This is a genomic window from Rhodococcus sp. 3258 (assembly GCF_031456475.1).
GTDB lineage: Bacteria > Actinomycetota > Actinomycetes > Mycobacteriales > Mycobacteriaceae > Rhodococcoides > Rhodococcoides fascians.
Genome location: NZ_JAVDUT010000008.1, coordinates 144,055 through 160,979, shown reverse-complemented (window position 1 = coordinate 160,979; position 16,925 = coordinate 144,055). Strand labels below are relative to the sequence as shown.

Genomic DNA, 16,925 nt, shown 5'->3' with positions numbered 1-16,925 from the left:
AAGATCGTCGCTCATGGCCACCACAGCACAATGGATCGAAGGGGCGCGACCCCGGACGCTCCCCAACGCTATCGCCCCCGTCCTCGTCGGCACCGGTGCAGCCGTGTCCCTGGACGCAGGCGTGTGGTGGAAGGCTCTACTGGCACTGATCGTCTCGTTGGCGCTGATCGTGGGCGTCAACTTCGCCAACGACTACTCCGACGGAATCCGCGGCACGGACGACGACCGAGTCGGCCCACTTCGACTCGTCGGCTCCAAGGCCGCCTCGGCAGGAGCCGTCAAACGGGCCGCCATCGGCTGCTTCGCGGTCGGTGCCGTCGCAGGTCTCGTCCTGGCGGCCACGAGCGCTTGGTGGTTGGTGATCGTCGGCCTGATCTGCATAGCCGGTGCCTGGTACTACACCGGTGGCTCGAAGCCCTACGGCTACAGCGGATTCGGCGAGATTGCCGTATTCGTGTTCTTCGGACTCGTCGCCGTGCTCGGCACCCAGTACGTACAGGCCGAGCAGATCGACTGGGCGGGGGTATTGGCCGCGGTAGCCGTCGGATCCTTCTCCAGTGCGGTACTCGTCGCGAACAACCTCCGGGACATCCCTACCGATACCGAGTCCGGAAAACGAACGCTCGCAGTGCGATTGGGCGATACCCGCACGCGCTATCTACACCTGGCACTGTTGGTCGTCCCGTTCGCCATGACCGTCGCGCTGACCGCCCGAACCCCGTGGGCCCTGGTCGCCCTGCTCGCACTACCTCTCGCTGCGCGCGCCAACTCGCCGGTTCGCGGCGGTGCTCACGGCTTCGAGTTGATTCCTGCATTGCGTGATTCGGGACTGGCAATGCTCGTCTGGGGTGCCGGCACGGGTGTGGCGCTGGCGTTCGCCTAACGCCTCTCGGGCACGAATGCGCCGAGCAGAAAGTTCACGATCGAGATGATGATCGCACCCCAGAACGCGGCAGCGAAACCGACGATCTCGAGGCCGTAACCGGTCTGCGACGACAGCCACCCCGTCAACATCAGCATCAACGCGTTGATCACGAGAGTGAACAGCCCGAGGGTGAGAATCAGCAGCGGCAGTGACAGCAGCTTCACCATCGGCCTGATGAACGCGTTGACGATCGTCAACACGGCCGCAATACCGAGCAGGACCACGATGTCCCACCCGTCACCGCGGCCCGAGCTGGTCACGGTGATGCCGTCCACGAATTCCTTCGCAACCCAGATGGCGACGGCATTGATCACGAGCCGAATCAAAAAGTTCATGGCGCCCATCGTAGAGTTCGGGCCCGCACGGAGCTATGACGTGCGAACCAGCAGGACGGCGTCGCGCAGATCGTCCAGGCTGCCGCGAACACTCACGAGCTCGGTGAACGATGGATCGGCACCTGCGATCACACCGAGAAGCATGTGCTCGACGCCGATCTCCCTGTCCCGCAGTCGGACGGCCTCCTTCAAGGCCTGCTTCAGCGCCTCCTTGGCCGACGGCGCGAACGGCAGGTGAGAATCGTTCGAATGGTCGACGTCGCCGAATCCCACCGCAGTCTCGACGGTGTCGATCACTTCGTGAAGGTCGATGCCGATGGACCGTAGGGCCCGGGCGTCCCTCGACAGCACGTCCTCGAGCGCGTTGTCGAGGGTGAACCCCGCCTCGGCCAGCGCAGACCCGAGCGGTTCGTCGGCCTTGTCGAGCGCACCGAGGAACAGATGGATGGGTTCGATCCGCTCCGAGTGCAACACCCGGGCGTGCAGCCGGGCACTGACGACGACCGCCCTGGCCTGTGTGGTGAATCGCTCGAACATGATTGTCTACCTTCCCTTTCCGCCGTGCTTCTTGTGAACGGCCTGCCTGCTGACACCCAGCGAATCCGCTATTGCCTGCCACGCCCATCCCTGATTCCGTGCGTTGCGAACCTGGACGGCTTCCAGACGTTCGAGCAGACGGCGAAGTGCGGCTACGGCACGCAACCCCTCCCCCGGATCGGAACTGGCGGCCGCGGCGGCCAATGCAGTGGCTTCTGTCATGCATGTCAATTTAGGTTGACAGAAAGGAGGTTGTCAACCTTTGTTGACACACTTCAGCCGGTCAGCGATCCAAGGCGATATCGACAGAGACCCGCCCACGGTCGTCACGGGTCGCCGTCGCAAGGCCGGAGTACTGGACACCGCCGAGGTCGACGTCGGCACGACCGCCGCCGTCCACGAAATTTCGCCACCAGTTCTTCTTGTCCGGCATCGCCACCCTGACCTTCAGGTGCTCGCCCGTCCGGCTGATCGCAAGCGGCAATGAGATCCTCTTGCCGGACTTCCGGCCGGTGTAGGTCAAAATGCCCATCGAACGTCCGAGCACCCTGTCGAGAACCGGAGCCTTCATCACGACCATGAAGGCCTTGTTGAACACTGCCGCCGACTTCTGAAATGTATTCATCATGTCCGCCTAAGGAATCGCCCCGCACGTGTCGGCGAGCGTAGCCGTGACACAGGCCGACGGGAACGTCATTGCGACGACAGACCGGACTCCATCGACTCGGCGAGCGTGGTCAGGGCCTCGAGAACACGGGTTCGACGTGCACCCAACGCATCGAACAATCGCCCGTGCGCTTCGAGCTCTCGGGGAAATACATCATCCACGATGCGCCTCCCCTGATCGGTCAGGGTGATCGACGCAGACCGTCGATCTTCGGCGCTGGGCACTCGCTGCAGAAAGCCGCGACGTTCGAGCTTTCCGAGCGTCTTGCTCACACCTGCGCGGGTCATGCCGAGCAGCTCCGCCAACCGCGCTGCCGTCACAGGTTCGATCGCGTACCGCAGGGGCACCATCAATTCCACCTCGGCGACGGATACATCGGCCGCGGCGTATATCGGTTCGACGGCCACGTCGAGCAGCGCGACGATTCGCTTGATCTCGGCCACTACCTGCATCGGCGAGGTGTCCAGCTCCGGATTGAGCTCGGCCCACCGTGCACAGGTCAGCTCACGAAGCGAGGCATCGGTCATCGGCACCACCAATATTGTTAACTAGTTGACAGTTCTGCTACGTTCACAACATATCCCACCACCGAGGAGGCATCTTGACGTACGACACCGTGGTAATCGGTGGCGGCCCCGCCGGACTCAGTGCCGCGACACTTCTGGCCCGCGCCCGCCGAAAGGTGATCGTCGTCGACGCCGAAGAGCCGCGCAACGCGCGTGCCGAACATGTTCACAACTTCCTCTCGCGCGATGGTTCCGCACCAGAAGAATTGCGTCGGGCTGGACGTCGCGAAGTCCTGCGCTACGGCGGAGAGTTTCTGCTTGGCAACGTAACTCGAATCGAGGATGGCTTCGAGCTCCACCTCGACGATGACACAGTCCTCGGTTCGCGCTCGGTCCTGGCAGCGACCGGGCTGCGGGACGAGCTACCCGACATCCCCGGAGTACGAGAGCAGTGGGGTTCGGGGGTATTGCACTGCCCGTACTGTCACGGCTACGAGGTCCGGGACCAGCCCATTGCCGTCGTCGGCGGCTCCAACCGACCGTTCACGATTCACCAGGCGTCGCTGATCCGCCAATGGTCGGACGACGTCGTCTTCTTCACCAACGGCATCGAACTGAGTGACGACGAACGTCTCCGACTCGACGCCCGATCGGTCCGAATCGTCGACGTACCGGTTGCCCGAATCGTTGTGCAGGACGGTCGCGTCACAGGCATCCAGCTGTCCGACGGGATGGTCCATCCTCGAACAGTCGTGTTCGTCGGCCCGACGTTCGTTCCGAACGACATTCTCCTGATGCCGATGGGGTGCACGCGTCTCGAAAACGGATGGATCGCCACGGACCCGACCGGGCTCACCAGCGTCGACGGCCTGTGGGCTGCGGGGAACGTCTCGGATTCGCCCGCCCAGCTCATCAATTCGGCGGCAGCAGGATCGAAGGCTGCAATCGCCATCAATCACTACCTACTCGAACTCGATGTGACCCGAGCCGTCAGCGCGGTCTGACGCCTCCTGCCAGCGCCGAAGAATGTGTCGGTGCCCTGTTCTACACTTGCCGCAGTGGATCGAATACGTGTTCGATCTTCAGTCGCTGGGGGGTGACATGGGGCTACGGAAAGCGGCGTGGGTGACGGGGGACCATTCTCCGCTCGCCGACGTTCTGGGAGCGCGACGGACGATCAACGCTGCCGTCGCTTCGGAACTTGCTCTGCTGGACGAGTATGTCCGCAGCCGAACGGCCGGCGCGTCACCGTGGGACACCGGGGTCACCGAGAAAGATCTGTTCAACTCGGCAGTCTGTGAACTGGCGGCGGCTCTGTCGTCCACGTTTGCCGCCATCAACAACAAGGTGCAGATGTGGCGTCAACTGCGCCCTCTCGTGCGTCAGGGCTTCATCGACGGTGCCCTCGATCTGGAGCGAGTCAGAACGATCCACGATCATCTACTTCATGCCCGTCCGGAGACGGCCGTTGCCCTGGAGACCGAGATTCTCAAGGCCGCCCGGGAGATGGCACCGGGAGCTCTGGGCCGCGAAATCGATCGACTGCTCATCGAGGCCGACGCCGACTGGGACCGTGCGGTACGCAAGCGTGCCGCACGCACCGAGAAGCGAATCCGCCTTCGTCGCCGGGCACGAGGACTGTCGAGCCTGACCACACTGATGACCGACGGCGAAGCCGACGAACAACTTGCGCGGATCGACGCCGAGGTCATACGCCTGCACCCGGAGGATCCGCGGTCGGACGACCAACGACGGGCCGACGCTCAGACCGCCTTGATGCGCGGGGAGACACTGCTGTGCGAGTGCGCGACATGCCTGACGCCGCGCGACGGCGACAGGGCCCCCGAGCACGATGATCCGGACACAGCGGACAACGAACCATCGGACACCGACTGCGCCGCAACCGACGGAACACGCAGCGGCAGTTCCACTTCCGCTGCACCGGGGGACGAGCCGCCGACGAGCCAATCACCGAACACGATCCCACCGGACGCACCGCCACCCAGGCTTCCCACGCCCGGCTCTGTGAATACCAGAGCTACCCGATCGCGGCCGGGTGGGGGAACGCTGATCGAACGGTGGCGTGCCACCGTCGGGGACGACCCCATCGGGATCCACGCCTTGTACCCCGACGGCCATGGGGGCATGAAACTCCCGCCGCCAGGCGCGCTGAGCTATACGCCCAGTCGAGCTCTCGCGGCGAAGGTTCGAGCCGAGAACCCGTACTGCCTGCATCCTGGCTGCAACGTGCCCTCGGAACGATGCGACCTCGACCACATCGTCGAATTCGACCGACACCGCCCCGAGAAGGGCGGCTGGACCATCCTCACGAACATCGGTCCGCGCTGTCGGCTCCACCACAACCTCAAAACGCGCAAACTTTGGCGCACCGAACTGCTTCCGGATGGAGTGCTACATATCGTCGATCCACTCGGACGTCACTACTTCACCCCACCCGCCCTGTGAAAAACAATCACCTAGGGTTGGTTCGGTGAGCACCGCGAATCTGACCCGAACCGAAACTCGCAGGCGATCGCGCCACATAGACGGGGTGAAGTATCTCGTCGATCTGAACCTCCTGCGCGCCGAGGACACGGACGTCGACACCTTCGAGTCGGTGACGACCATCGAATTCGATGCGACGACGGCGGCGACATGGGTCGATTTCATCGGTGCGTCCGTGGACGAGGTCACCGTCAACGGCACCGATGCGCAGGTCGATTACGACGGAGCTCGCATTCAACTGGTCGGACTCGCCGACCACAACGTCGTTCGGATACGTGCACGCGGGCGGTACAGCAGGTCGGGTGAAGGACTCCACCGCTTCGTCGACCCCGTCGACGACAACGTCTACCTGTACACCCAGTACGAACCTGCCGATGCTCGACGGGTGTTCGCGAATTTCGAGCAACCCGATCTGAAGGCCTCGTTCACGCTGAGGGTCACAGCACCCCCGGCATGGACGGTCCTGTCCAACCGCGCGGGAGTCACCGACGGCACAGTCACCACGTTCGCCCCGACGCTGCCCATATCGACGTACATCACCGCGGTTGCGGCCGGGCCGTACCACGGCGTCGAATCGTCCTGGACTCGAGGCGATCTGACTGTCCCGCTCGGCGCGTACTGCCGCGCATCCCTCGCCGAGTATTTCGACGCCGAGGACATCTTCGACATCACCGAGCGTGGCCTCGACTTCTTCCACGACAAGTTCGACTATCCGTACCCGTTCGGTAAGTACGACCAGATTTTCGTCCCCGAATACAACCTCGGTGCGATGGAGAACCCCGGGCTCGTCACGTTCACCGAATCGTACGTATTCCGTTCGGCGGCAACCGAAGCCCAGTACGAGGCTCGGGCGAACACGATTCTGCACGAGATGGCGCACATGTGGTTCGGCGACCTCGTCACGATGCAATGGTGGGACGATCTGTGGCTCAAGGAGTCGTTCGCCGACTACATGGGTGCGTACGCGTCGGCCGAAGCCACCCGATTCACCGATGCCTGGGTCAGTTTCGCGAACCGCCGAAAGGCGTGGGCCTATTTGCAGGATCAGCTTCCCACCACTCACCCGATCGTCGCCGACATCACCGATCTCGAGGCAGCCAAGCTCAACTTCGACGGCATCACCTACGCGAAGGGCGCGAGCGTGCTCAAGCAGTTGGGGGCGTTCGTCGGTGCCGACGCCTTTTTCGCAGCGTCCCGCAACTACTTTCGTACGCATGCCTTCGGTAATACGACCCTGACGGATCTCTTGAGCGAGATGTCCACCGCCAGCGGGCGAGACCTCGAGACCTGGGCGGGCGCGTGGCTGCAGACCACCGGCGTGTCCACACTGACTTATACCGGCGACGCCGTCGAGCAGTCGGATCCGCGTCCGCACCGCATCGCGGTCGGGCTCTACGATCCGAACGAGGCCGGAAATCTCACGAGGACCCACCGCTACGAACTCGACATCACCGACTCGCGAACGCCCGTCGACTTCCCCGATTCTGCACTGGTTCTGCTCAACGACGACGATCTGACCTACGCCAAGATCCGATTCGACGAGCGCTCCACCGCCACCGTGCGGACCTCACTCGATCGCATCGTCGATCCCCTTGCACGAGGGCTGGTGTGGTCGGCACTGTGGAACTCCACCCGGGACGCCGAGCTCTCTGCGATCGAATACCTGGACATCGCAACCAGATTCGCGCCAACCGAACCCAAGATCGGGTTGCTCTCCGCAGTCACGGCCAACGTCGCGTACACACTCGCGCACTACCTCCCCGAAGACCGACGGGACGAGCCCACCCGGCATTGGCTCGAAGCGTCGTGGCGGCAGCTGCAGTCGAGCGAACCCGGAAGCGACGCGCAGTTGGTGTGGGCGCGGGCGGTCGCATCGGCTGCGCAACTCGACGACTTCCTGGCCGACGATCTACGCTCCCTGCTCGATGGCACCGCGACCATTGCCGGGCTGAGGCTGGACCCCGATCAGCGCTGGGCATTCTGGCTGGCACTCGCCGCCACCGGACACGCAACTATCGCAGAGCTGGATGCCGAACTCGGTTCGGACGACACACTTTCGGGGCGCACTGCCCACACAGCGGCGGCGACGGCGATCCCTGACGCCACAGTCAAAGCGAGCGCGTGGACTTCCATCACCGAGCGCGACGACGTGTCCAACGATGTTCTCGACGCCTACATCACCGGGTTCGGGGCGGGTCACCGACCGGACCTCACTCAACCGTACGAGGGCCGGTATTTCGAGTCCATCTCCTCGTTGTGGACCTCACGCAGCATCGAGATCGCACGGAGGATAGTTGTTCGCCTCTTTCCTCAGCAATCGTCGACCGACAGTGCAGACGTGTGGCTCGCCGAGCACGAGTGGGCACCGGCTGCGTTGCGGCGCTTGGTGATCGAGCAGAGAGATCACCTGGCCCGGAGTTTGCGCGTGCAGGCTCGGCTAGGGTGACGATCATGTCCGACCATGATGCTCGACGTTCGTTCGCCACGTCCGCTCTCGCCGCAGGCGGCTTGCTCGGCGGCTTCGCTGTTGCTCGCCGGTCGCACAATCGCCAACTCGGCGGAGCAGTGCTCGCTGCAGTCGGCGTCGCCTGCACCACGCAATGGCAGAAATCCTCGGGCTCGGCTCGTGCCGGCGCACTGATCGGGACGTACCTCGTGGCGTTCGGTGCGTCGCATCCGCTCGCGAAGAAGATCGGTGCGTGGCCGGCCGTCGGGACGGTCGCCGCTGTCACTGCGGTGACGTCGATGGTCGTGACCTGGTAGATCTGCTCAGAACACCCCGGTACGGATGAACTGCTCGAGCGCGGCGGTCGGTTCGTCGAGATCCATCCCCTGGCCCGCGACCCAGGTGTCGTCGAAATAGGTTTGCGAGTAACGGTCTCCGCCGTCGCACAACAACGTCACCACACTGCCGGTGCGCCCCGCGGCAATCATCTCGGAGATCAATCCGAAGGCACCCCAGATGTTGGTGCCGGTGGATCCTCCCACTCGTTTACCGATCGCAGCCGAAGTGAATCTCGCGGCCGCCACCGACGCAGCGTCGGGCACCGCGATCATTCGATCGATCACTTGGCCGACGAAGGACGGTTCCACCCGCGGTCGCCCGATGCCTTCGATACGTGAGGACTTACCGGTCTCGAAACTCGCGTCACCGGTTTCGTAGCCTCCGATGAAGGCCGAATTCTCTGGGTCCACGACGGCCAAACGCGTTGCGTGTCTGCGGTATCGGATGTAGCGACCGATGGTGGCGCTCGTTCCGCCTGTTCCCGCGCCTACGACCACCCAATCGGGGATGGGACATTTCTCGAGCCGGAGCTGATCGTAGATGGACTCGGCGATGTTGTTGTTTCCTCGCCAATCGGTGGCCCGTTCGGCGTGGGTGAACTGGTCCATATAGTGGCAGTCGGGCTCGGCTGCGAGCCGGTGCGCCTCGGTGTACATCTCACCCGGGTGGTCGACGAAGTGGCAGCGCCCACCGTGCGATTCGATGAGGGCGATCTTGGCGGGACTTGTACTTCTGGGCATGACTGCGACGAATTTCAATCCCAGCAGGCCGGCGAAATATGCCTCACTGACCGCCGTGGAGCCGGACGACGCCTCGACGACCGTGGTTCGCGCGGTGACCCAGCCGTTGCAGATCGCGTACAGAAACAGCGATCGCGCCAGCCGGTGTTTGAGGCTGCCGGTGATGTGAGTGGATTCGTCCTTGAGGTACAGCGAGATTCCCCATGCGGCAGGCAGTGGATAGCTCAGCAGGTGTGTGTCGGCACTGCGCTGAGAATCGGCTTCGATCAACCGGACTGCGTTGTCGACCCACTCACGCGATCCGGAGCGGTCCACCGATGCGGTCACTTGCGGCCGTCTTCACCGCGCAGCTTGGACTGCAGGTCCGCGCGAGCGGTGCGTCGGTGTTCGTCGACCGCAGCGATGGACTCGTTGACGCGGATGCGCATCTGCTTGAACAGAAGCAGGGACAACGGCAGCGAGATGAGGACGCCGAAGATCGCGGCGACGAGGATCGGAACCTCGATGCCGAAGAGTAAACCGACACCGATGATGATCGCGGCGATGACGATGACGAGCGCCAGACGCGCAAACGTGTACACGGCGAGATTGACGGCAAGGGACTTCTTCGCAGAACGGCCGGGCGTGGGGTTTCCGCTGGTCGGGTCGCTTCGGTCGGCATTCGTCGCATCGCTCACGAGCTCAAGGTTACCGGTCACGCCAGGGCTTCCCACCCACCCCTGGCGTGACCGATTTGTCCATTACCTCCCCTTTACCAACCTTGTATCAGTCGAGTACCTAGGGGTCCGAGTGCAACCATGGGGCTCACAACACCGCAGACCGATATCTCCGGTTCGACGCAAATGCACAGAACCGCACCGTAGGAGGACACGACAGATGAGCGCACCCACGTTCCACAAAGCTCAGGACTCACTTCTCACACCGGGTCAGGTAGCAGCGCTTTTTCACGTCGACCCCAAGACCGTGACTCGCTGGGCGCACGCCGGACGTCTTGGATCGCTCCGCACTCCCGGCGGACACCGTCGCTTCCGCGAAACCGAGGTCATGCAGCTGCTGACTTCTCTGACGACCGAAGCCGGCGTACAGCACTGAGACAGGCCATTCGGCGCAGTTTCGGCAACGACCTCCGCACCCGTACGAACTCATCGAACATTCTCAGGAATCTTCGACGCTCGACGGGTGCGGAGGTCGTTGCATGACGGCTACCCTCGTAGTAGGAGGTGCGTCGTGATCTATCTATTGGCGTTGATCGGTTTGGTGGCAGTGATTGTGCTGCTGTGGAAGGCATTCGGACCCAGCACGCAACCTGAACCCCCGCGGACTGTCGGGCCCGATGACGATCCGGAATTTCTCTGGAAAATCAACCGGGACGCTCGTCGCGGAGGCAAGGACGGGACCGACGCCGGCACTGAAGTCGGCGAATAAAGTTTCCGGTCAGCTGCGGCGAGAAGTAGTGGGCGAGGCCGGAAAGCCTGCTGCCACCGCCGCAGCTACTTCGAGGAGTGCCTTTCGCGTGCGTCCACGAAGCCTGCCCAGTTCGATCTCAGCCCCCTCCTCCAGATGCGGGTCGAACGGAATCGTCCGAACCTGAGCGCATCGCTGCTCGAAATGTTCGACCACCTTCTGCAAGTCGACTTTTCCCGCCCTCGGTCTTACCGCGTTGACCACCGCCACCGACGTGGCCACCAGTTCTCGATAGCCATGAGCATCCAGCCAATCCAATGTCGCCGACGCGCTCCGCGCCCCGTCCACAGACCCTGAGCTGACGACGACCAGAGTGTCCGCGCCCTCGAGAATGCTTTCCATCGCCGAATGCATCAATCCGGTGCCGCAGTCGGTGATGACGATGCTGTAGAACTTCTCGAGCAGTGTCACCGTTCGGTCGTAGTCGTCACCGCTGAATGCCTCGGACGCCGCCGGGTCCGAATCGGAGGCCAGCACCTCCAGCCGATGGACGTTCTGTGAGGTGTAGGCCCGAACGTCGCTGTAGCGCTCCAAGGAATCCATGTCTCGCAACAGATTTCGGACCGTCGCCGTCGTTTCCGACGGTACTTTCTGCCCCAGCGTTCCGCGGTCGGGGTTCGCGTCGATCGCAATCACGCGGTCACCGCGGATGTCTGCGAACGTCGAGCCCAACGTGGCCGTTGTCGTCGTCTTTCCGACCCCACCCTTCAGCGAGAGCACCGCGACGCGGTAGCACCCCACCAATTGTCGATCGACCTGCGCGGTCAATTCGAGGCGTCGCTGTTGCGCCGGACTGTTCCCCACATCGATCCGACCACCGGACATCAGATACAGCGCACGACGCCACCCGGCCACCGGAGCGACACTTGCCGACCTGATGAGCAACGAATCGCCGAGGTCGGCCGCCGACATCGGCTGCGACGGTGGTCGATGATCCGGCTGAACGACAACAGCCACGGCAGGAACCACAGCAGGAACATGGCCGGGCACCATCGGTTGCGGCCACGAACCGGGTTGCGGAGCCCACTGCCCATACCCCTGACCCTGCCCATTTCCCTGCCCATGCCCATGCGTCGGCCAGCCGTTCTGGGACTGCCACTGATTCTGGGCTGCCCACTCGTTGTTCGGCTGCCAATATTGCTGGGGCACAACAGCATTCTGGGGCAACACCACCCCGTTCTGCGGCTGGACAGGGTGCTGACCCTGTTGCCCAGGCGGCTGCGGCTCGCCCATGGGCCGAGTCGGCGGACCAAGGGGCATGGCAGTGTCGGACGAAACCGGTGGCACAACCGGTGGACCCGATGCTTCGGGCATCGTCGGCATCTCGTCGGTCGGTGGCGTCACCTCGACGGGTGGAGTCGACATTGCCGCGACAACAGGAGTCGGGCTCGGAGCATCCGCGGGCGGCATGGCGATGGGGGTGGATCGGAACGGTTCACGCTCCCCCGAAACCCGAGACTCCCCCACAACCCGAGAAGACCCCGCAGGCTCGGCAGACCCCGCAACCCCCGAAACTTCCCCAACCCCGGCAGACCCGACAACCGGGGTCTCGGTCACCACCGGCTCCGGCGTGTTCGGGGGTTCGTCGTCGTCCATCGGTCGGACGGGTTGCCAATTGTTTCCGTGCCGATCGGCCATGACCGATTCCCCCCCAGTGTGCGTCCCGCGTCGAGTGCCGGCTCGGATGTCTCCCCCATCGAGCCGGATCGGACGCTACCAGCTGCACGTCGGCAGCGGAGCGTGTGGAACGCGCAGCGGTCAGTTCAGTCCTGCGTAGCTGTGCAGACCGGAGACGACCATGTTGATGATGAAGAGGTTGAACAGCATGGCAGTGAATCCACCGACGTTGATCCACGCGGCGCGGGTGTTTCGCCAGCCGGAGGTGGCGCGGGCGTGCAAGTAAGCGGCGTAGATGATCCACGTGATGAAGGACATCGTTTCTTTGGGGTCCCAGCCCCAGAAACGTCCCCAGGCGGCCTCGGCCCAGATCGCGCCGAGGATGACGCCGGCTCCGAACAGCGGGAAGGCGACGATGGTCGTCTTGTAGGCGAGTCGGTCGAGGGCTTGGGCGTCAGGGAGCTTGGAGGCGAAGCGGCCCCAGAATCCCACGCTCTCCTCGCCGAGGGGCTGTTTGATGCGCAGCAGGAACAGCAGGCTCGCGACACCGGAGACCAGCAGGATGCCGCTGCCGACGCTGACGATGGTGACGTGGATGGGCAGCCAGTAGGAGCGCAGCGCCGGGACGACGGGTGCGGCGTCGGCGTAGAGCTTGGTGGCGGCGAAGAACATCAGCACGATGATGGGTGCAAGGACGAACACCAGCATCGGGCGCATCGCCTTCTTGCGCAGCACCACCACGGAGGTCAGTGCTGCGGCAGCGGTTGCCATGGTGACGAACTCGTACATGTTGCCCAGCGGGAATCGGTGGGTGGCGAATCCGCGGAGCACGACCGAGGCGATGTGTAGGACGAGGGCCGGTGCGAGCAGCGCGAACCCCATACCTGCGAGGCGTTCGGACAGCGGGCGCTTGGGTGCTTCGATAACGCGTCCCGGGCCGGAGGACGCAGCCTGCGACGACGCGGTCACGGGGGCTCCGGCACCGACGAGTTCCTTGGCCTGAGCGGCCGTCGCCTTGGCGGAGGCGTACTGAGCGATGAGCAGGACGAATGCGAGCACGTAAATGGTGAAGGCTGATTCGAACGACCAGTCGCTGTACTGCGAGAGTGTCTCGTTGATCGGCATCGGTCAGTTCTCCTGTTTCGAGGTGTCGCCGAGCAGGCGGGTGCACAGGCGGTCGAACTCTTCGCCCCACCCCGCCTGATCGGTGCGTGCAAGTCCGCCGAGTTCTACTACAGTACGTCGTGGGTCGTCGTCGGCGGTGAGTCGGACCCAGATTCTGCGACGTTTGATCACCAGTGAGACCAGTAGTCCGCCCATCATCGTCAGCGCGAACACCAGGACCCAGGTCTGAGCCGGGTCGCGCGAGACCTGCAGGTTGACGAATTCCTTCGCCCCGTCGAATCTCACGACGGTGCCGTCGCTGAGTGTGGCCGATTCCCCGGGCATGAGGTTGACGCGGTCCTGCTTGACGAGCCTGCCCTGGGCGATCATTTCCTGATCGAGCGAGAAGATGGACTGCGGGAGTCCGGTGTCGAGTCCGGTGTCGCCTTTGTAGATGTCGATGGCGACGGCCGGGTCGTTCATCGCCGGGAAGCTCGACGACAGCAGACTGCCGTGGAACGACGCCGTCGGGGCGAACAGTCCTTCGATGGCGATCTGGTTCTTACGCCGGTCCAGCGCGTCGGGGTAGAGGCCACCGGGTGGGTCGACTCGCAGTACCCCGCTGGAGAGGAATGTGGTGGCGTCCGTCGGCTGCCATTGGATGGTGTCGGTGCGGGTCTCGCCGTTCGGGAACGTCACCGTGAACGTGGGCGCGTAGCCGTGGCCCTGCAGGTAGACGCGGTCGCCCGCGACCCGCAGCGGATGGTTGACCTGCAGTCGGTCGTCCTGCCAGTCGTTGTTCGCCAGATCTTCGCCGGCCTGGTACTGGATGTTCGAGGTGAACATTTCCGCCTGGCCGTTGTCGAGGTAGTCCGCCTGAAAATCCTTGACGCGCAAGCACAACGGCTCGAGGTCGGTGCCGTCGACGAGGTTGCCCGCCCGGAAAGAGTCGTAGTTGGCAGGCGTGGAGGTACAGAATCCGGGGCCGTCGTCGGCGATGACGATGCGGTTTCCCTCGTAGCCGAGCAGCTTGCCCATGGCGATCGCGGCCAACAGTCCGACGAGCGAGAGGTGGAACACGAGGTTGCCGAGTTCGCGAACGTAGCCCTTCTCCGCCGAGAGCGTCACTGCCCCGCTGCCCTCGGACCGTTGCGCGACGCGCCACCCACGCAGCTGAGTACGGACCTGGGCTGCGATCTCCTCGGGTGCGCCGTCGACGTCGTACCGAGTGTGGTGCGGCAAGCGCGAGAGGTTCCGCGGCGCACGAACGGGCTTGGTACGCAACTGTTTTGCGTGCTCGATGCACCGCGGCAGGATGCAGCCGATCAGGGAGACGAACAGCAGTGCGTAGATCGCGGTGAACCAGAAGCTGCCGAACACGTCGAACAGTTCGAGCTTGTCCATGATGGGGCCGAGTGTCGGACGGTCGGCGATGTATTGGTCGACCTTGCCCGCGTTGAGGCTGCGTTGCGGTACCAGGGCTCCGGGCACGGCGGCGAAGGCCAGCAGGAACAGCAGCACCAGCGCGGTCCGCATACTGGTGAGCCCGCGCCAGGTGTTGCGCACCACGGCCACGGCCTTACCGAGTACGGATTGCTTGTGCGGCGGCGACGCTTCTGTCCGCTCCTCGGTCTCGGCGGTCATATCGGCAACACCACATCGGAGACGAAGGCGTCGCGCACCCAGCCGACGAATTGATCCCAGGCACCGGTGACCAGTGCAATTCCTACCGCTATCAACATGATTCCGCCGAACACCTGTATCTGTCGTGCGTGTGTACGTAGCCAGCCGACGCCTCGAAGTGCGCTGACCGATCCGAACGCGAGGATCACGAACGGCAATCCAAGACCGAGGCAGTACGCCACGATGAGGGTGACTCCGCGGGCAGCCGTGGCACCGTCGGTGCCTGCGGCGAGCGAGATGACGCCGGCGAGGGTGGGCCCGAGGCACGGGGTCCAGCCGAGTGCGAACACTCCCCCGAGCAAGGGCGCTCCGGCGAGGGAGCCGATCTGCTTCGGCTCGAACCGCACATCGCGCTGCAGCGCGGGAATCAGTCCGACGAACACCAGGCCCATGGCGATGGTGACGACGCCGCCGATTCGCATGAGCAGTTCGCGGTTGATCGCCAGCACCGAAATTGCGCCGAACACCGACGCGGTGGCGAGAACGAACACCACGGTGAATCCGAGGACGAACAGCCCCGCGGCTCCCGCGACGCGCAGCCGACCGCTGCGCACCTTCGTCTTGACGGCCGCTTCGTCGGCGCTGACCGCCGGTGCGTCGGCTCCGACGACCCCGGCGAGGTACGACAGATATCCCGGAACCAGCGGTACGACGCACGGTGACGCGAAGGAGACGAGCCCGGCCAGGACGCAGGCTCCGAGGGCCAGGATCAGCGGCCCGGAGGCCGCAGCTTCCTGGAAACTCGCGCCGACGCCGGCTAGGTACATCTCGCTCACGGCTGCACAGGCTCCTCGGCTGCCACGCGCTCGACGACGGGCTGCAGGTCCTCGACGAGCAGTTCACGCAGGAACACTGCGGCCACGCGGTGCTGTCGATCGAGCACGATGGTCGTCGGAATGACAGAGGTCGGAACGCCACCGAGCGCGGTCAGGGTGCGCATCGGCGGGTCGTAGATCGAGGAGTACGTGACGTTGTTGCTGACGACGAAATCCTGTGCTGCGGTCTGTGATTCGTCGCGCACGTTGATACCGAGGAATTCGACGCCGGAGGCCTTGGTGGCCTCGTAGACCTTCTCGAGGTCGTCCGCTTCCCCGCGGCACGGTCCGCACCACTGACCCCAGACGTTGAGGACGACGACGTCACCCTCGTAGTCCGACAGCGAGGTCGTCTTGCCCTCGGTCATCAGGTCGGGCCCGGAGAGTTCGCCGAGTGCGCCGCGGTCGGACGGCGGATCGTAGAAGATTTCGGTCTTTCCGCCGGGCGAGACGAACTGGAAGGTTCCGCCCTGAGCAACCGCGTCGGTGCCGGTCGAACAGCCGGCGACGAGGGCCACAGCGGCAATCGCAAGCAGTAACCTACGCACCGGTGATCCTCGGGTCGGATGCTCCTGCTGGCTCGGAGTAGACGAGATCGACGAGCTGATCGCCCTCGTAGACCAGTGACGTCAGCGACGCGAGTCCACACTGGCGATTGCGCGGGTCGTGCCAGAGCCGGTCGCCCTGGAGGAACCGGCGCAGCGTCCAGACCGGGAGTTGGTGGCTCACGCAGACGGCCTCGTGCCCGACGGCTGCGACTCTGGCCGCGTTGACGGCCGCGAGCATGCGGTGCGCGATCTGCAGATACGGCTCGCCCCAGGACGGGGTGAACGGGTCGCGCAGCTTCCACCAGTGCCGAGGCCTACGCAGGGCTCCGTCGCCGACGGCAACGCGCAGCCCCTCGAACTCGTTACCCGCCTCGATGAGGTTCTCGTCCTCGGACACCGTCAGGCCGTGGGCTGCCGCGATCGGGGCGGCAGTCTCCTGGGCGCGTTGCAACGGCGACGCGACGACGTGGGTGATGTCGTGACCGGCGAGCGCATCTGCGACGGCCTTGGCCTGGGACTGGCCGGTGACCGACAGCTTGAAGCCGGGCAGCCGCCCGTAGAGGATGCCCTTGGGGTTGTGCACCTCGCCGTGCCGGAGGACGTGCACGATGGTGCGCGTCGTCGAGTGCGGATGTGTTGCGGGGGCCTCGGTCACGTCGGGGTCCTGTTTCTCGCTAGTCGGGTGGTGATCACT

At 64.3% G+C, this 16,925-nt stretch carries 20 protein-coding genes; 7 read left to right on the top strand and 13 right to left on the bottom strand.

What is annotated here, in order from left to right:
* Positions 1-13 precede the first annotated feature (13 nt).
* A complete protein-coding gene (locus J2X62_RS21680) occupies positions 14-883 on the top strand; it encodes a 1,4-dihydroxy-2-naphthoate polyprenyltransferase (RefSeq protein ID WP_027498317.1) in 870 nt (289 codons plus the stop codon).
* Here J2X62_RS21680 and J2X62_RS21675 read toward each other — a convergent pair.
* The 5 genes from J2X62_RS21675 to J2X62_RS21655 form a co-directional block, all read right to left on the bottom strand.
* Positions 880-1,260 (bottom strand): phage holin family protein, encoded by a 381-nt coding sequence (locus J2X62_RS21675; protein WP_209205261.1) that lies wholly within the window; start codon positions 1,258-1,260, stop codon positions 880-882. The genes J2X62_RS21680 and J2X62_RS21675 overlap by 4 nt on opposite strands.
* A 33-nt stretch (positions 1,261-1,293) precedes the next feature.
* A complete protein-coding gene (locus J2X62_RS21670; protein ID WP_310183282.1) occupies positions 1,294-1,797 on the bottom strand; it encodes a Clp protease N-terminal domain-containing protein in 504 nt (167 codons plus the stop codon).
* A gap of 6 nt (positions 1,798-1,803) precedes the next feature.
* On the bottom strand, positions 1,804-2,019 hold the full coding sequence (locus tag J2X62_RS21665) for a hypothetical protein (RefSeq protein WP_032365231.1): 216 nt from the start codon (positions 2,017-2,019) through the stop codon (positions 1,804-1,806).
* A gap of 61 nt (positions 2,020-2,080) precedes the next feature.
* Entirely contained in the window at positions 2,081-2,425 is a 345-nt protein-coding gene (locus J2X62_RS21660) for a hypothetical protein (RefSeq protein ID WP_310183279.1), read from the bottom strand.
* 65 nt (positions 2,426-2,490) lie between these two features.
* Positions 2,491-2,991 (bottom strand): MarR family transcriptional regulator, encoded by a 501-nt coding sequence (locus J2X62_RS21655; protein ID WP_310183277.1) that lies wholly within the window; start codon positions 2,989-2,991, stop codon positions 2,491-2,493.
* Between the two features lie 74 nt (positions 2,992-3,065).
* Here J2X62_RS21655 and J2X62_RS21650 point away from each other — a divergent pair, with 74 nt between their 5' ends.
* From J2X62_RS21650 to J2X62_RS21635, 4 genes are all read left to right on the top strand, one after another.
* Positions 3,066-3,974, top strand: coding sequence for an NAD(P)/FAD-dependent oxidoreductase (locus J2X62_RS21650; protein WP_310183275.1), 909 nt, complete (start codon positions 3,066-3,068; stop codon positions 3,972-3,974).
* 67 nt (positions 3,975-4,041) lie between these two features.
* A complete protein-coding gene (locus J2X62_RS21645) occupies positions 4,042-5,436 on the top strand; it encodes an HNH endonuclease signature motif containing protein (RefSeq protein ID WP_057472747.1) in 1,395 nt (464 codons plus the stop codon).
* Positions 5,437-5,461: 25 nt separating this feature from the next.
* Positions 5,462-7,921, top strand: a complete 2,460-nt coding sequence (gene pepN / locus J2X62_RS21640) for an aminopeptidase N (protein ID WP_032375568.1) — start codon at positions 5,462-5,464, stop codon at positions 7,919-7,921.
* A 5-nt stretch (positions 7,922-7,926) separates the two neighbouring features.
* A complete protein-coding gene (locus tag J2X62_RS21635; protein WP_032365437.1) occupies positions 7,927-8,238 on the top strand; it encodes a hypothetical protein in 312 nt (103 codons plus the stop codon).
* A 6-nt stretch (positions 8,239-8,244) separates the two neighbouring features.
* Here the strand turns inward: J2X62_RS21635 and J2X62_RS21630 are convergent, their stop codons facing one another.
* Both J2X62_RS21630 and J2X62_RS21625 read right to left on the bottom strand, forming a co-directional pair.
* A complete protein-coding gene (locus J2X62_RS21630; RefSeq protein WP_032390602.1) occupies positions 8,245-9,327 on the bottom strand; it encodes a PLP-dependent cysteine synthase family protein in 1,083 nt (360 codons plus the stop codon).
* Positions 9,324-9,677, bottom strand: a complete 354-nt coding sequence (locus J2X62_RS21625) for a DUF4229 domain-containing protein (protein WP_027498324.1) — start codon at positions 9,675-9,677, stop codon at positions 9,324-9,326. The genes J2X62_RS21630 and J2X62_RS21625 overlap by 4 nt, the downstream gene beginning before the upstream one ends.
* A 199-nt stretch (positions 9,678-9,876) precedes the next feature.
* Between J2X62_RS21625 and J2X62_RS21620 the strand changes: the two genes are divergently transcribed.
* Together J2X62_RS21620 and J2X62_RS21615 are read left to right on the top strand one after the other, a co-directional pair.
* Positions 9,877-10,092: a BldC family transcriptional regulator gene (locus tag J2X62_RS21620; RefSeq protein ID WP_027498325.1), complete on the top strand. Its 216-nt coding sequence runs from the start codon at positions 9,877-9,879 to the stop codon at positions 10,090-10,092.
* Between the two features lie 135 nt (positions 10,093-10,227).
* Entirely contained in the window at positions 10,228-10,425 is a 198-nt protein-coding gene (locus J2X62_RS21615; protein WP_027498326.1) for a membrane protein, read from the top strand.
* Positions 10,426-10,434: 9 nt separating this feature from the next.
* Here J2X62_RS21615 and J2X62_RS21610 read toward each other — a convergent pair whose 3' ends face one another.
* The 6 genes from J2X62_RS21610 to J2X62_RS21585 form a co-directional block, all read right to left on the bottom strand.
* The gene (locus J2X62_RS21610; protein ID WP_371832758.1) at positions 10,435-11,724 is read right to left on the bottom strand and encodes an AAA family ATPase; all 1,290 of its coding nucleotides are present in this window, start codon (positions 11,722-11,724) and stop codon (positions 10,435-10,437) included.
* Between the two features lie 498 nt (positions 11,725-12,222).
* Positions 12,223-13,206, bottom strand: a complete 984-nt coding sequence (ccsB, locus tag J2X62_RS21605) for a c-type cytochrome biogenesis protein CcsB (protein WP_310183262.1) — start codon at positions 13,204-13,206, stop codon at positions 12,223-12,225.
* 3 nt (positions 13,207-13,209) lie between these two features.
* On the bottom strand, positions 13,210-14,829 hold the full coding sequence (locus J2X62_RS21600; RefSeq protein ID WP_310183260.1) for a cytochrome c biogenesis protein ResB: 1,620 nt from the start codon (positions 14,827-14,829) through the stop codon (positions 13,210-13,212).
* Positions 14,826-15,635, bottom strand: coding sequence for a cytochrome c biogenesis CcdA family protein (locus J2X62_RS21595; protein WP_032365436.1), 810 nt, complete (start codon positions 15,633-15,635; stop codon positions 14,826-14,828). The genes J2X62_RS21600 and J2X62_RS21595 overlap by 4 nt, the downstream gene beginning before the upstream one ends.
* A 5-nt stretch (positions 15,636-15,640) precedes the next feature.
* Positions 15,641-16,231, bottom strand: a complete 591-nt coding sequence (locus tag J2X62_RS21590; protein WP_032365225.1) for a TlpA disulfide reductase family protein — start codon at positions 16,229-16,231, stop codon at positions 15,641-15,643.
* Positions 16,224-16,886: a histidine phosphatase family protein gene (locus J2X62_RS21585; protein ID WP_027498332.1), complete on the bottom strand. Its 663-nt coding sequence runs from the start codon at positions 16,884-16,886 to the stop codon at positions 16,224-16,226. Before J2X62_RS21585 ends, J2X62_RS21590 begins: the two co-directional genes overlap by 8 nt.
* Positions 16,887-16,925: the final 39 nt, after the last annotated feature.

Bases quoted from the DNA above. Each gene is read 5' to 3' on its own strand.
- J2X62_RS21665 (WP_032365231.1), bottom strand. From the start codon at position 2,019: ATGACAGAAGCCACTGCATTGGCCGCCGCGGCCGCCAGTTCCGATCCG.
- J2X62_RS21620 (WP_027498325.1), top strand. From the start codon at position 9,877: ATGAGCGCACCCACGTTCCACAAAGCTCAGGACTCACTTCTCACACCG.
- J2X62_RS21670 (WP_310183282.1), bottom strand. From the start codon at position 1,797: ATGTTCGAGCGATTCACCACACAGGCCAGGGCGGTCGTCGTCAGTGCC.
- J2X62_RS21595 (WP_032365436.1), bottom strand. From the start codon at position 15,635: ATGTACCTAGCCGGCGTCGGCGCGAGTTTCCAGGAAGCTGCGGCCTCC.
- J2X62_RS21680 (WP_027498317.1), top strand. From the start codon at position 14: ATGGCCACCACAGCACAATGGATCGAAGGGGCGCGACCCCGGACGCTC.
- J2X62_RS21660 (WP_310183279.1), bottom strand. From the start codon at position 2,425: ATGATGAATACATTTCAGAAGTCGGCGGCAGTGTTCAACAAGGCCTTC.
- ccsB (WP_310183262.1), bottom strand. From the start codon at position 13,206: ATGCCGATCAACGAGACACTCTCGCAGTACAGCGACTGGTCGTTCGAA.
- J2X62_RS21610 (WP_371832758.1), bottom strand. From the start codon at position 11,724: ATGCCCCTTGGTCCGCCGACTCGGCCCATGGGCGAGCCGCAGCCGCCT.
- J2X62_RS21635 (WP_032365437.1), top strand. From the start codon at position 7,927: ATGTCCGACCATGATGCTCGACGTTCGTTCGCCACGTCCGCTCTCGCC.
- J2X62_RS21675 (WP_209205261.1), bottom strand. From the start codon at position 1,260: ATGAACTTTTTGATTCGGCTCGTGATCAATGCCGTCGCCATCTGGGTT.
- J2X62_RS21655 (WP_310183277.1), bottom strand. From the start codon at position 2,991: ATGACCGATGCCTCGCTTCGTGAGCTGACCTGTGCACGGTGGGCCGAG.
- J2X62_RS21600 (WP_310183260.1), bottom strand. From the start codon at position 14,829: ATGACCGCCGAGACCGAGGAGCGGACAGAAGCGTCGCCGCCGCACAAG.